Source organism: Xanthobacter variabilis (assembly GCF_043831965.2).
In the GTDB taxonomy this organism is placed as follows: Bacteria; Pseudomonadota; Alphaproteobacteria; order Rhizobiales; family Xanthobacteraceae; genus Xanthobacter.
This window is the reverse complement of the sequence record NZ_CM195533.1, coordinates 215,557-229,030: the sequence shown is the minus strand read 5'-3', so window position 1 is coordinate 229,030 and position 13,474 is coordinate 215,557. Positions and strand designations below refer to the sequence as shown.

Here is a 13,474-nt window from a genome sequence, read left to right as displayed (position 1 = left end):
GCGCGTCAATCCAGCGGCGGGAATATGTGGGCGCCATCGGCGCCGAGGGGGAGATCCTTCACCCAGATCACCGCGGAAAGGGGCAATGGTGCGTAAAGGTGTGGAAACAGGGCGCCGCCGCGCGAGGGCTCCCATTTCAGCGCATCGCCCAAGGCGGCCGCATCCACGGCCACCAGCTTCAGGTCGGTGGCCTCTGCGAAGTGGCGTGCCGCCGTTTCGCGCACCTGCGCGGCGGTGGAAAAATGAACGAAGCCGTCCGCCAGATCCACCGCCGCACCGGTGAAGGCGCCTTCGGCCTCGGCCCTGGCCCAGAGGCCCGAGGGGCTGATCTTGTAGATGGGGCGAGACATGGGGGCTCCCTGCGGCATTGGATCATGGGTCTATCCGCTGCCTTTTCCACGCGAACCGGGCGCCGGTGAGGCAAAGGCGAAGGGACCTAGCGTCCTCCCCCGATACGGGCCCTGATTTATGCCCTGATTCATCCGGACAGGCGGAGCCCCGTGATTTTCGTGCATAACACACGCCGTAATGCGCGGTATGGTTGTGATTTGGTTGCAATAGGATTTGGTTCCTGGACAAATAGGGAACAAATTCATATCATGTGCAAGGCTCGCGAGGACACGACATGACCATGCTCACCCACGGGCAGATCTGGAGGGCGGTGGATCAGCTGGCCGAGCAGCATGGGCTGTCCACGTCCGGTCTCGCCAAGCGGGCGGGGCTCGATCCCACAACCTTCAATCGTTCGAAGCGGGTCACCACGGATGGGCGGCCGCGCTGGCCCTCCACCGAGAGCATCGCCAAGGCGCTGGATGCCACCGGCACCAGCGTGGAGCATTTCTTCGCTTTGCTGGAGCCGGAGCTGTCCGGCCATCTGGGCGGCGACGGCTTCGAGGAGGAAGCGACGCCCATGAAGGGAACGATCCATTCCATTCCCCAGATCGGTTTCGCGCAGGCCGGCCGCGGCGGCTTTTTCGGCGATGCAGGGTTTCCGGTGGGGGCGGGCTGGGACGAGATCATGTTTCCCGAGGTGAAGGACCCCCACGCTTACGCGCTGGAGATCGCCGGGGATTCCATGGAGCCGGTGTATCGCAATGGCGACATCGTGGTGGTCTCGCCCCAGGCGGACATCCGCCGGGGCGACCGGGTGGTGGTGAAGACCCGCGAGGGCGAGGTGATGGCCAAGGAGCTGGTGCGCAAGACCGCCCGCCAGATCGAGCTGCGCTCCCTCAACCCCGCCCACGAGGACCGCCTGCTGCCTCTCGACCAGGTGGAGTGGATGGCCCGCATCGTGTGGGCAAGCCAATAGGGGCGCTTTCAAGCGAAGCGGACGACGGCTTGCGGCAGGAGCTTGAGGCGGATCAGGCGTCGGCGCGGTCTATTTCAGGAGCGCTTCCAGCGCCTCCAGCCGGTCCGCCTCTCCCGGTGGCTTGTCCCATCTCAGACGCGCGATGCGGGGAAAGCGCATGGCGAGGCCGGAGCTGTGACGCGGCGAGCGGGAAAGGCCCTCGAACGCCACCTCCAGCACCAGCCCCGCCTCCTTCTCGTGAACCACCTCCCGCACCGGCCCGAAGCGGTTGACGGTGTTCTTGCGCACGAAGGCGTCGATGGTCTTCAGCTCCTCGTCCGTGAAACCGGAATAGGCCTTGCCCACAGACACCAGGACATCGCCATCCTCCCCCGCCGTCCAGACGCCGAAAGTGTAGTCTGAATAATAGGATGAGCGCTTGCCGTGACCGTGCTGGGCATACATCAGAACGGCATCCACCGTGTGCGGATCGCGCTTCCATTTCCACCATGGCCCCTTGGGGCGACCGGGGAGATAAAGGCTGTCGGCGCGCTTCATCATCACGCCTTCCACGGCTTCCGCATCCCCGCCCGCCGCGGCGGGGTTGGCGCGGGCGGCGGCGAGGTCGTCCCAGCTCGAGAACGGCACCAAGGCTGAGAGGTCGAGCCGCGGAGAGCCCATTTTCGCCACCAGTGCTTCCAGGCGGGCGCGTCGCGCGGTGAAGGGCTGGTCGCGCAGGTCCTGCGTGCCCTCCGCCAGCAGGTCATAGGCGCGGATGTGGGCGGGAAAATCGGTGAGCAGCTTGCGGGTGACGCTCTTGCGGTTGAGCCGCTGCTGGAGAACGCCGAACGGCTCCACCCGCCCCGCGCGCACGATCAGCAGCTCGCCATCCAGCGCGCCCTCGAAGTCCAGCGCCTCCAGCACATCGGGAAAGGCTGCGGAAATGTCCTCGCCGGTGCGGGAATAAAGGCGCGTCACCTTCTGCCCGGCGCCATCCACGCCCGCCACCGCCTGCACGCGGATGCCGTCCCATTTCCATTCCGCCGAAAAGTCGCCCGGCGCGAGGGTGGAGAAGTCCGCCTCCTCGATGGCATGAGCCAGCATCACGGGGCGGAAGGGCGCGGGATTGGTGGTTTCCGGGCGCGGGCCCCGGCCCTCCGCCCAGGCGAACAGCGCGGTGTAAGGCGGGCTCAGGCCCGGCCACACCAGCTCCACGTCGTCGGCGGTGAGGGGGCCGAGGCTCGCCACGGCGGTCTTGGCCAGCCGGGCGGAGGCGCCCACGCGCAGCGCGCCGGTGATGAGCTTCAAGAGCGCCCAGCGGCCGGTTTCGTCGAGCCCGTCGAGCCAGGTGGCGAGCGCGCCCGGCAGGCGCGTTTTGGGCAGGGTGGCAAGATCCTGCACGATCCGCGAGAGCAGGGGCGCGTGCGCCTCCGCGCCCTCTGCCTTGGGCCACATGAGGGCGACGGTTTCCGCCAGATCGCCCACATAATCGTAGGAGATCTCGAACAGTACCGGGTCCGCCCGCTCCATGATGAGCGTGCGCACCAAAGCCGGCTTGGCATTGGCGAAGGAGAAGGCGCCGGTGAGGGCGGCCAGGGCAAAGCCGCGCTCGGGATCGGGCGTCGAGCGGAAATAGTCCGCCATCAGGCGGATCTTGGCATTGCGCCCCGGCTCGAAGCCGAGCCGGTCGATGAGGGCGGCGAAGCGGTTCATGGGAGGCGGATCATGGGCTCTTTACCCATGTCACTTCCCGGTGGCGCGAGCAAGGCGGCGGCCTCGGAAGGGGTGGTCGGACGGCGGGCGGACCCCCGCCCGTTCGCCGCCGTCCGACGGGTGAGACGGCTTTCGCCGTCACACCTTTCCGATGATGTCCTTGATGAGCGCCATCACCGCCTCGGTGTCGGCGCCGAGACGGGGGCTGGCGGTCTTGGCCACCTGCCGCTCGCCATCGAGGACGATGGGGCTGCCCACGGCGGGCACCGTGCCGCCGCCGGCCTCGGGCAGGTCCACGCGCAGCCCGCGATGGATCACCTGCGGATCGGCGAACACCTGGGGCACGGTGTTGATGGGGCCGGCCGGCACGCCCTGCTTCTCCAGGGCGGCAAGCAGGTCATCGCGCTTGAAGGTCTGGGTGAGGGCCGAGAGCTGCGGCACCAGGTCCGCCCGATGGGCAACGCGGGCCGGATTGGTCTTGAAGTCGTCGTTTCCGGCAAGCTCGGGCGCACCGAGCACCGCGCAGAAGCGGGTGAACTGCCCATCATTGCCCACGGCGGCGATGAAATAGCCGTCCGCGCAGGGGAAGACCTGATAGGGCACGATATTGGGGTGCGCATTGCCCATGCGCTTGGGCGCCTTGCCGGAGGCGAGGTAGTTCATGGCCTGGTTGGCGAGCACGCCCACCTGGGTGTCGAGCAGGGCCATGTCCACATAGCCGCCTTCGCCCGTGGTCTCGCGGCGCCGCAAGGCGGCGAGAATGCCGATGGTGCCGTAAAGGCCGGTAAAGATGTCGGCAAAGGCGACGCCCACCTTCTGTGGCTCGCCGTCGGGGTCGCCGGTCAGGTCCATGATGCCGCCCATGCCCTGCACCAGGAAGTCATAGCCCGCGCGCGGCGCATAGGGGCCGTCCTGGCCGAAGCCGGTGACCGAGCAATAGACGAGGCGCGGATTGACCTTTTTCAGGCTCTCATAATCGAGCCCGTATTTCTTGAGGCCGCCGAGCTTGAAATTCTCGATGACCACATCGCACTGGGACGCCAGCGCGCGGATGGCCGCCTGGCCCTCGGCGGTCTCGAAATCAATGGCCACGGAACGCTTGCCGCGATTGGTGGCGTGGAAATAGGCTGCGCCCAGCTCGGCCCCGTCGGCGCCCTTAAGGAAGGGCGGGCCCCAGGTGCGGGTGTCGTCGCCGGCGCCCGGGCGCTCCACCTTGATCACTTCCGCGCCGAGATCGGCCAGCATCTGGCCGCACCAGGGGCCGGCAAGGATGCGCGCGAGTTCGAGGACGCGAAGACCAGCAAGGGGGGCGGGCTTTTCGGCGGACATGTCAACTCTTCCAACTCGGAAATAAGGGCCCCTCTCCCGCGGGGGAGAGGGGAAAGGCGGGGCGGAATCTCGCCCTAACCTCTCCCGCGAGGGGAGAGGGCACAAGGGCGCTCGGGAGAGCGCCGATCAGAAGAACGCCTGAAGGCCGGTGATGGCGCGTCCGATGATGAGGGCGTGGATGTCGTGGGTGCCCTCATAGGTGTTCACGGTCTCGAGGTTGGCCGCGTGACGGATCACGTGGAACTCGGCCGAGATGCCGTTGCCGCCGTGCATGTCGCGGGCGGTGCGGGCGATGTCGAGGGCCTTGCCGCAATTGTTGCGCTTCAGGAAGGAGATGGTCTCCACCGGCAGCGTGCCCGCGTCCATCATGTGGCCGGCGCGCAGAGCGAGCTGCAGGCCCAGGGCGATTTCGGTCGCCATGTCGGCCAGCTTCTTCTGCACCAGCTGGGTGTTGGCCAGCGGGCGGCCGAATTGCTTGCGGTCCAGAGTGTACTGGCGGGCCTGGGCGAAGCAGGCTTCCGCCGCGCCGATGGCGCCCCAGCCGATGCCGTAGCGGGCGCGGTTCAGGCAGCCGAAGGGGCCAGCGAGGCCGGACACGTTGGGCAGCAGGTTCTCTTCCGGGATCTCCACATCGTCGAGCACAATCTCGCCGGTGATGGAGGCGCGCAGCGACAGCTTGCCCTCGATCTTCGGGGTGGTGAAGCCCTTGGTGCCGCGCTCCACGACGAAGCCCTTGATGGCGCCGTCATGGGCCGCCGACTTCGCCCACACCACCGCGAGGTCGGCGATGGGGGAGTTGGTGATCCACATCTTGGCGCCCTTGAGGCGATAGCCGCCGTCGATTTTCTCGGCGCGGGTGCGCATGCCGGCCGGGTCGGAGCCGGCGTCGGGCTCGGTGAGGCCGAAGCAGCCCACCCACTCGCCGGTGGCGAGCTTGGGCAGATACTTCTTCTTCTGCTCCTCGGTGCCGTAGGCGTTGATGGGGTGCATCACGAGGGACGACTGCACGCTCATGGCCGAGCGATAGCCGGAATCCACCCGCTCCACCTCACGGGCGGCGAGGCCGTAGGACACGTAGTTGAGGCCGGCTCCGCCGTATTCCGGGGAGATGGTGCAGCCGAGCAGGCCGAGCTCGCCCATCTCATTCATGATCTCGCGGTCGAAGCGCTCGTCGAGATAGGCGGAGGTCACGCGCGGCAGCAGCTTTTCCTGCGCATAGTCACGCGCGGTGTCGCGCACCAGCCGCTCTTCCTCGTTGAGCTGGCTCTCGAAATCGAACGGATCGGCCCAGTCGAACTTCGGCTTGGCGGACGATGCGGCCATGGACGTGTCTCCTCGGTATGGTTGGTCGCCGTGATTTACTTTCCGACCAGTCGGTATATAATTCGAAGGGCGCGGTCAAGGGTCTTGTGCGCCGCGCCGCACCGGGTGGGTTTCGCCTGCGCCCTGCGAACGTTAAGAGCGGGGTGGCCCGAGGCTGCCGATGGCCGCGCGGCAGGAATAACGCGAGGCGGGAACAAGACGCGCATCGAGGCGTGCCGGGGGAGGATGGGTTGAGCGAGAAGGAGCTAAAGCCGGCGCGGGTCCGGCGCGGCAAGGCGTCGAGCCTCGCGCCCCCGGTGGAGACGGCCGCCGATGTCGGAACCAGGCCTCCTGCCCCGAGCCGTAAGGCGCGGGCGCCGAAAGCGGGCTGCGAACGGGCGGCGGCGCCGTCCGGTCCTCCCGATGTCGCGGGCGCCCCCAAGGTCGCCAGCACGCCGAAGGTTGCCAGTGCGCCCAGGGCGGGCGCTGCTTCGAAGGCCACGGCGCCGCGGCCGCTGGGGCGTCCGCCCCTGCTCGATGATCCGCGCGCGGAAATCCTGCAGCAGGCGGCGCGGCTGTTTGCCGAGAAAGGCTTTTCCTCCGGCTCCCTGGCGGAACTTGCCCGCGCCATGAATTATTCCAAGGGCGCCATCTACAATTACTTCTCCTCCAAGCAGGAGATTTATGACGCCATCATCATCTTCACCCTGACCGGCCTGTATGAGGCCTCGGCCATCGCGGTGAACCGGCAGGATCCGCCGGTGGACCAATTGCGCCAATACATGGTGGCGCATGCCCGCTTCCTGGCGGACAATTATGATTGCTTCGTCACCATGCTGGTGGGCTTCTCCGGCATGGCGAACAGTGAGCTGAAGGATGATGCGCTGGCCCTGCGCGACGCCCATGAGGGGCTGCTGCGCGAGATCATCGCCGATGGCGTGGCGGACGGTTCGTTCCGCGCCGTGGGCGAGGCGATGACCGGCCGTGCCGTGCTGTCGCTGCTGAGCTGGATGGTGCGCTGGTTCCGCCCGGGCCGGGGCAAGTCGGCCGAGGAAGTGGCGCTGGAATATCACGATCTTCTGGTGCGTGGCCTGCTGCCGGGCTGAGGCGCGCCGTCGTGCCGGGCGCCCGCTGATGCGCTGGCCGGCAAGGCCGGCGGCAGTTGAGAAGGCCCGCGGCAGCTGGGAAGGGGCCGGCGGCGCCTGGAAGCGCCGCCGGCTTTGCTGTCAGTTGGGGTTCGGAACCACCTCATACACGACGCTGCCGCCCTGGAACTGCGGCAGGTACCAGTTCGGCCCGCAGCTCTGATAGGCGATGCCGTTGACGATCACCTGCGAGCAGGTGGACGGCAGCGAATAGACGTAGGAGCCGATGGCCGCGGCCGTGATGGCCGCGCCCACCGCAGCGCCAGCGGCCGCCGCGCCCCAATTGTTCGGATAATAGGGGCCGGGCCAATAGCCGGGATGATAGGGCGGATAAGGCCCCGGCCCCGGAGGCGGCGGAGGAGGCATGGGATGGGGCCCCGGCCCGGGAGGCGGCGGCAAGGGGTGCGGTCCAGGTCCAGGTCCAGGTCCCGGCCCGGGTGGCAGCGGGTGCGGCCCCGGACCCGGAGGCAGCGGGCCCGGACCGGGCATGGGATGGGGCCCGGGCGGCGGAACGAAGGCGTGGCCGGGCGGGATCGGCCGGTTGAAGGCGGGATTCGCGTTGAAGCTGGGCGCGGCATTGAAGTGGGGCGCGCCCATGGAGAGGCCGCCGTGGCCGAAGCCTCCGCCGCCGCCATGGAAGCCGGCGGCCAGAGCGGTGGACGCCGGCTGCGAAACGAGGGCGGCCAAAGCGAGGGCGGCCCCGGCGCGCCGCAGCGCGCGGGTGCGAAGCGCGCGTGGCTTCGACATCGCAGGTTTCATCACTTGCCTCCCTTGGGCGCGTCGGAGGGGGCGGCGCCGGCTGGCGTGTCGCCATTCGCCTTACCGAACGGAATGCGGGCCATGCCGTCGGACGGGGTGAAGGTGAAGATGCTGTCCGGGATGGTGGCGGCCGGCACCCAGGCGAGGGTGGCGGAGAAACGCGGGCTGCCGGCGACGCGACGATCCACCAGGGCAATCTTCAGCGGCAGCGGCATGTCACCCTGCTGAACCCAGATCTCCAGGTCCATGTCCTTGCCGATGAGGGCGTAATGCTCGGTGGCGGTGCCGTCGATCTTGGCGGTGCCCACATAGAAGCCGCGATCAAACTCTTTGAGCGGGGTCTGCGGCGTGCCCCAGGCGAACAGGTCGGCGAGCGGCACCTCGATGTTCAAGGTGTCGGCGGCGGCGGCGAGCGTCTCGCCGATGCTGCCCTTGCCTGCGGTCTGGGCGAAGTAGCCGTGGAGCGGGGCGACGACGGTGAAGGTCTTGCCGTCGAAGAAATATTGGCGGGAGACCGTGTCCGTCTCGCTGTCGATGCGCACCCGGTCGGGCCGCTTCACCCAGTAATGGACCAGGCCGCCGATCTCCACCTGGTGTCCGTCCTTCAGCACCACTTCGATCGTGGTCCGAGCGGTCAGCTCGAAGCTGTTCAGGCCGGCGAGATACTTGCCCATGGCGGAGAGGGCGGCGGTGGCGGCGGGGTCGATGGTGGTCGCGGCGCGATCTTCCATCTGCTCGGGTGGCGCCGCAATGGCGAGCGGGACGCCGGTGCCCGTGACCAGCCCCGCGACGGCAAGCGCCGCCATGGATCTGATCAGGCCTTTGGGATGCAGCATGAACATGCCTTTCCTGCTGGGGTGGGATGCCGGAAGGGCGCCAATGCCCCCGTGGTCCGGCGTGTTGTGACAAGGCCGCGGTGGCGGCGGGCGATGCGCGGTTCGTTCGATCAGCATGGCTCGCCCCCTCGAACATCGGGCAAAGAGGCACGGCGGCCTCGGGGGCCGGTGCGCCTCGCGCGTGGGCGCCGATTCGCCCTTGCATCGACTTGCCGTAACGCTAGAGCAAATCAGCCCCATAGCGAAAGCGGGCGGGGCTGCGACCTGCGGTGGAGGTTGGCGATGGCCACGCCGCGGGCCGTTGGCCTTGCGGCGCCGGGCGTGCGGCGCCAGGCCGCATTCGGGCACCGATCAGCCGATGTCGAAGGCGACCCCTTGGGCCAGCGGCAGCGTGTGGCCGTAATTGATGGTGTTGGTGGCGCGGCGCATATAGGCCTTCCAGGCGTCGGAGCCCGCCTCGCGCCCGCCGCCAGTGTCCTTCTCGCCGCCGAAGGCCCCGCCGATTTCGGCGCCCGAGGGGCCGATATTCACATTGGCAATGCCGCAATCGGAGCCCGACGCTGAAAGGAAGCGCTCCGCCTCCCGAAGGTCCGTGGTGAAGATGGACGAGGCAAGGCCGGCCCCCACCGCATTGTTCAGGGCGATGGCGGCGTCAAGGTCGCGATAGCGCAGCACATAGAGGATGGGCGCGAAGGTTTCGGCGGCCACCGTGTCGGTCTGCTCCGGCATCTCCACCAAAGCGGGACGCGCGTAGAAGGCACCGGGCAGGGCCTCGCCACCCACCCGCTCGCCACCCGCGACGATGCGGCCGCCGGATGCCTGCGCGGCCTCCAGGGCCACCTGCATGGCCTCGAACGCGGCCTCGTCGATGAGCGGGCCGACGAGGGTGCCCGCCGCCAGGGGATCGCCCACGTTCACCGATGCATAGGCGCGGCCGAGGCGCTCCAGCAGGGTGTCGTGAATGTCCTCGTGCACGATGAGGCGGCGCAGGGTCGTGCAGCGCTGGCCGGCCGTGCCCATGGCGGCGAAGGCCACGGCCCGCACCGTCAGCTCGATATCCGCGGAGGGGCAGACGATGGCGGCATTGTTGCCGCCAAGCTCCAGGATGGCCCGCGCGAAACGCTGGGCGAGCCGCGGCGCCACCGCCCGGCCCATGGCCGTGGAGCCGGTGGCGGAGACCAGCGGCACGCGCGGATCGTCCACCAGCGCCTCGCCCACTTCGGGCCCGCCGATGAGCACGCTCAGCAGCCCTTCCGGCGCGCCGCCGAAGCGGGCGGTGGCGCGGGCGAACACGGCTTCCACCGCCAGGGCGGTCAGGGGGGTCTTCTCCGAGGGCTTCCACACCACCGGGTCGCCGCACACCAGCGCCAGGGCCGCATTCCACGCCCACACGGCCACCGGGAAATTGAAGGCGGAGATGACTCCCACCGGCCCCAGCGGATGCCAGGTCTCCATCATGCGGTGGTCGGCGCGCTCGCTGGCGATGGTGAGGCCGTGGAGCTGGCGCGACAGGCCGGTGGCGAAATCGCAGATGTCGATCATCTCCTGGACTTCGCCGGCCCCCTCCGAGGGGATCTTGCCCGCTTCCAGGGTGACGAGGCGGGCCAGGTCGCCCTTGGCGGCGCGCAGCTCCTCGCCGAACAGGCGCACCAGCTCGCCCCGGCGCGGCGGCGGAAGAGCGCGCCAGGCGCGAAAGGCCACGCCCGCCTGCGCCAGGGCGGCTTCCACCTGGTCCGGCCCGGCCTCGGGAACATGGGAGAGGATCTCGCCGGTCAGCGGGGTGCGCGCGGCGCGCGGGCCGGCAAGGCGGGTGGCTGGAACGCCGAGGCGCGTGAGGATCTCCCGCGCCGCATCGGGAAACGTGTTCATGGGAGGAAGGTTCGCCGCCGTCACCGCCCGTCTCCTCGTGTCCTTGGTGGGGCGGCGCGTGGTCCGCCCGTCCGCTCGCGGATCCCTCCCATAGCGCCGGAGCGGCGCCGAGGGAATGGCGCTCGCGCATGGGGAGGGAACCAGCCGGCCGCCGCGTCGTTTCCAAAGAGGCGAGGGTGCTCCGGTCCGGACCCCCGGGGACGAGGCCAAGGGGGGCCTGAGGCAACAGAGGCTGAGGTCAAGGGAGCCCGGATGCGCCCGAGCAGCCATAGGGAGGACGATATGAGCAATGCCGCGAATACCACCGGAACCACTTCCCCGGCCGCATCGGAGAGCGGGCGGGCCGCGCTTTCGGAATTCGAGCGGGACCAGATCCGTCGGCGCGCGCGCGCCATCTGGCGCGAGGAAGGATGTCCCGCCGGACGGGATCGTGAGCACTGGGCCCTCGCTGAACTGCAGGTGCTGAAAAACGGCCTGCGCCCCTGACGCCTCCGCGCCACTCCGTCACCGGATGGGAGGAGTGACAGGGCAGGGGGCAGCTACCCGCTGGCGTGGCCCGGGCGCATTTCCCAGCTTCTTGGGGCAGGGAAAATGGGCAGTGGAAATGCGTCCGCTCCTCGCATGAATGCGTGCGAGGAGCGAGAGCGCGTGTGTGCGGCACGGGGAAGCGACGGGGGCGCCTGATCGCCCCTCGCTCATCCCCCGCAGGGGTCTCGCGACGTGCGAGGGAACCCGAGACCGGCCGAGGGCGGCGCGGTTCCCTGTTCGCCGGCCTCCGCCTTGTGCGGATTGAATGCCGTGCCTCATCCGCGCGCCCGTAGCCGGATCCTTCGTCTCCAGGTGCTTCCCAGGTGCTTCCCAGGTGCTTCCCAGGTGCTTCCAGGCTTGTATTCGACCCGTCGCGGGCATGAGCGAGGGGCTTGACGCCAATGGGCATGTATAAGATGAGTGATGGAGGCATCGGCGGAGAAATAACATTTTGGTGGCACGCCGAGAGGCTGCAATTTTCTCGATAAAATCGAGGTTCGGATCTTGTTTTTATTTATTCTAATTTCAATCAATCGCCACTTCCAGAGCTTCCACTCTCATTTTCCGTTGCGGCATGTGTGCCCCGTGGCCCGCTGGCCGGGTGCCGTGACGGCGGCTGGACGGTGGAGCCCGGCGCTCGCGCTTGCGCGCCGGTCCTTGGGCCTTCTCATGCGGCCGAGGCTCTTCCGCCCGGCCGCCTGTTTCCTGGCCCCGGTCCTTTTGGCTCCCCTCCTTTTGGCCATCGTCCTTCTGGCAGCGCTCGCGGCGTTGCCGGCGGCGGCGAACCCGGTGGTGGTAAAGCATGCCCGCGGAGAGACGGTGCTGGCCCAGCGCCCCACCCGCGTGGTGGTGTTCGACGCGCCCTCCCTCGATACGCTGGACGCCATGGGCGTGGCGGTGGTGGGCGTGCCGGATGCGGTTCTGCCCGGGCCGCTGAAGGCCTATGGCGATGGCCGCCATGTGAAAGTGGGCACCCTGTTCGAGCCCGATTATGAGGCGGTGGCGGCGCTGGCGCCGGATCTCATCATCGTCGGCGGCCGCTCGGCGCCGAAATATGCGGAGCTGGCGGCCCTTGCCCCCACCATCGACCTCACTGTCGATCCGCGGAATTTCATCGCCGGGGCGCGGGCCAATGTGGAGACGCTGGGCCGCATCTTCGGCAAGCAGGGCGAGGCCGCCGCGCTCAATGGCAGGATCGAGGCGGCCCTCGCGCGGGTGAAGACGGTGGCGCCGCAGGCGGGCCGCGTGCTCATGATCATGGTCAATGGCGGCAAGCTCTCGGCCTATGGCGCCGGCTCCCGCTTCGGCTGGCTCTATGGGGACCTGGGGCTGACGCCGGTGGCCACCGGCCAGGCGGGGGACACCCACGGCGACGTCATTTCCTTCGAATACATCCTGAAGACCAATCCGGACTGGCTGCTGGTGCTGGACCGCGACGCGGCCGTGGGCCGTGCCTCCGGGGCGGCCCAGGTGGTGCTTGACAACGACATTATCGCCGCAACCGCCGCCGCCAAGGCGGACCGTATCGTCTATCTCGACGCGCCTCGCTGGTATCTGACGGCGGGCGGCGGCCGGGCCGTGGCGGAGACGCTGGAATCCCTCGCTTCGGCGCTCGATGGCACCCGCGCGGATGGGGCGCCGCCGGAAGCTGGCGCGGCCCGATGAGCGCCGTTCGGGCGGGGGCGGCCGGCCGGTGGCCGGTGGCTCCAGGGGCGTTTGCGCTGGCGCTGGTGCTGCTCATGGTGCTGGCGGCGGCGAGCCTTTTCATCGGCGTTGGCGACATGAGCCTTTCCGCCCTGTGGTCGGGCGGGGAGAGCCAGGCGCTGCTGGTGCTGTTGGCGAGCCGGGTGCCGCGCACTCTGGCCCTGATCTTCGCCGGCCTCTCCATGGGGGTGGCGGCGGTGATTATGCAGATGCTGTTCCGCAACCGCTTCGTGGAACCCACCACCGCCGGCACCGCCGAGGCGGCGCGCCTGGGCCTGGTGGTGGTGATGGTGGCGGCGCCTGATCTTCCGATGCTGGCCAAGATGCTGGTGGCGGGCCTGTTCGCCCTCGCCGGCACCTTCCTGTTCCTGCGCATCGTCGACCGGCTGAGCCTCAAGACCACGCTCATCGTGCCGCTCGTGGGGCTGATCCTGGGCGGGGTGATCGAATCCGTCTCCACCTTCCTGGCCTATCGGTTCGATCTGCTGCAGGCGCTGGCCGCCTGGACCACGGGGGATTTTTCCGGCGTGCTGCGGGGGCGCTATGAGCTCTTGTGGATCAGCGTGCCCCTTGCCGTGCTCGCTTATGTGGCGGCGGACCGGTTCACGGTGGCGGGGCTGGGCGATGCCTTCGCCACCAACCTGGGGTTGGATTATCGCAAGGTGGTGGCGCTCGGCCTCGTCATCGTCTCGCTGGTGACGGCTGCCTGCGTGGTCACGGCGGGCACGGTGCCCTTTCTGGGTCTCATCGTCGCGAACGTGGTGGCGCTGGTGATGGGCGACAATCTGCGCCGCACCTTGCCCTGGGTGGCGCTGTGCGGCGCCGCCTTCCTCCTGGCCTGCGACATCATCGGGCGGATCATCCGCTTTCCCTATGAGATCCCGGTGGGAACCGTGGCCGGTGTGGTGGGCAGCGCGGTGTTTCTCTATCTGCTGCTCGGGCGGCGCTATCGCCTTGGCTAGCCTCTTCTCCCAAAGACCGGCGCGGACGCTGCTGCTGCT

Annotated in this window: 12 protein-coding genes; 5 read left to right on the top strand and 7 right to left on the bottom strand. The window is 68.7% G+C overall.

Translation table 11 applies throughout. The features are described from left to right. Window positions 1-5 precede the first annotated feature (5 nt). The gene (locus tag V5F26_RS01000) at window positions 6-350 is read right to left on the bottom strand and encodes a DUF952 domain-containing protein (RefSeq protein WP_234051010.1); all 345 of its coding nucleotides are present in this window, start codon (window positions 348-350) and stop codon (window positions 6-8) included. Window positions 351-631: 281 nt separating this feature from the next. Between V5F26_RS01000 and V5F26_RS00995 the strand changes: the two genes are divergently transcribed. Next, window positions 632-1,309 (top strand): S24 family peptidase, encoded by a 678-nt coding sequence (locus tag V5F26_RS00995; RefSeq protein ID WP_234051299.1) that lies wholly within the window; start codon window positions 632-634, stop codon window positions 1,307-1,309. A gap of 69 nt (window positions 1,310-1,378) precedes the next feature. Here the strand turns inward: V5F26_RS00995 and V5F26_RS00990 are convergent, their stop codons facing one another. From V5F26_RS00990 to V5F26_RS00980, 3 genes are all read right to left on the bottom strand, one after another. Beyond that, the gene (locus tag V5F26_RS00990; RefSeq protein WP_394946707.1) at window positions 1,379-3,001 is read right to left on the bottom strand and encodes a cisplatin damage response ATP-dependent DNA ligase; all 1,623 of its coding nucleotides are present in this window, start codon (window positions 2,999-3,001) and stop codon (window positions 1,379-1,381) included. A gap of 138 nt (window positions 3,002-3,139) precedes the next feature. Further along, on the bottom strand, window positions 3,140-4,330 hold the full coding sequence (locus V5F26_RS00985; RefSeq protein ID WP_234051008.1) for a CaiB/BaiF CoA transferase family protein: 1,191 nt from the start codon (window positions 4,328-4,330) through the stop codon (window positions 3,140-3,142). Window positions 4,331-4,456: 126 nt separating this feature from the next. Next, on the bottom strand, window positions 4,457-5,653 hold the full coding sequence (locus V5F26_RS00980; protein WP_394946706.1) for an acyl-CoA dehydrogenase: 1,197 nt from the start codon (window positions 5,651-5,653) through the stop codon (window positions 4,457-4,459). Window positions 5,654-5,883: 230 nt separating this feature from the next. On the opposite strand from V5F26_RS00980, the gene V5F26_RS00975 reads away from it, so the two are divergent. After that, window positions 5,884-6,738, top strand: a complete 855-nt coding sequence (locus V5F26_RS00975) for a TetR/AcrR family transcriptional regulator (protein ID WP_394946705.1) — start codon at window positions 5,884-5,886, stop codon at window positions 6,736-6,738. Window positions 6,739-6,858: 120 nt separating this feature from the next. On the opposite strand, the gene V5F26_RS00970 is transcribed toward V5F26_RS00975, so the two are convergent. The 3 genes from V5F26_RS00970 to amaB form a co-directional block, all read right to left on the bottom strand. After that, window positions 6,859-7,143, bottom strand: a complete 285-nt coding sequence (locus V5F26_RS00970; RefSeq protein ID WP_394946704.1) for a hypothetical protein — start codon at window positions 7,141-7,143, stop codon at window positions 6,859-6,861. A 392-nt stretch (window positions 7,144-7,535) separates the two neighbouring features. After that, the gene (locus V5F26_RS00965; RefSeq protein ID WP_394946703.1) at window positions 7,536-8,372 is read right to left on the bottom strand and encodes a DUF2092 domain-containing protein; all 837 of its coding nucleotides are present in this window, start codon (window positions 8,370-8,372) and stop codon (window positions 7,536-7,538) included. Between the two features lie 351 nt (window positions 8,373-8,723). Further along, the gene (gene amaB, locus V5F26_RS00960) at window positions 8,724-10,241 is read right to left on the bottom strand and encodes an L-piperidine-6-carboxylate dehydrogenase (RefSeq protein WP_394946702.1); all 1,518 of its coding nucleotides are present in this window, start codon (window positions 10,239-10,241) and stop codon (window positions 8,724-8,726) included. 282 nt (window positions 10,242-10,523) lie between these two features. On the opposite strand from amaB, the gene V5F26_RS00955 reads away from it, so the two are divergent. From V5F26_RS00955 to V5F26_RS00945, 3 genes are all read left to right on the top strand, one after another. After that, a complete protein-coding gene (locus V5F26_RS00955; protein ID WP_394946701.1) occupies window positions 10,524-10,727 on the top strand; it encodes a DUF2934 domain-containing protein in 204 nt (67 codons plus the stop codon). 777 nt (window positions 10,728-11,504) lie between these two features. Next, window positions 11,505-12,434 carry a siderophore ABC transporter substrate-binding protein gene (locus tag V5F26_RS00950; RefSeq protein WP_394946700.1) on the top strand — a complete coding sequence of 310 codons (930 nt, stop codon included), beginning with the start codon at window positions 11,505-11,507 and terminating at the stop codon, window positions 12,432-12,434. Next, window positions 12,431-13,435, top strand: a complete 1,005-nt coding sequence (locus V5F26_RS00945; RefSeq protein ID WP_394946699.1) for an ABC transporter permease — start codon at window positions 12,431-12,433, stop codon at window positions 13,433-13,435. Before V5F26_RS00950 ends, V5F26_RS00945 begins: the two co-directional genes overlap by 4 nt. Window positions 13,436-13,474: the final 39 nt, after the last annotated feature.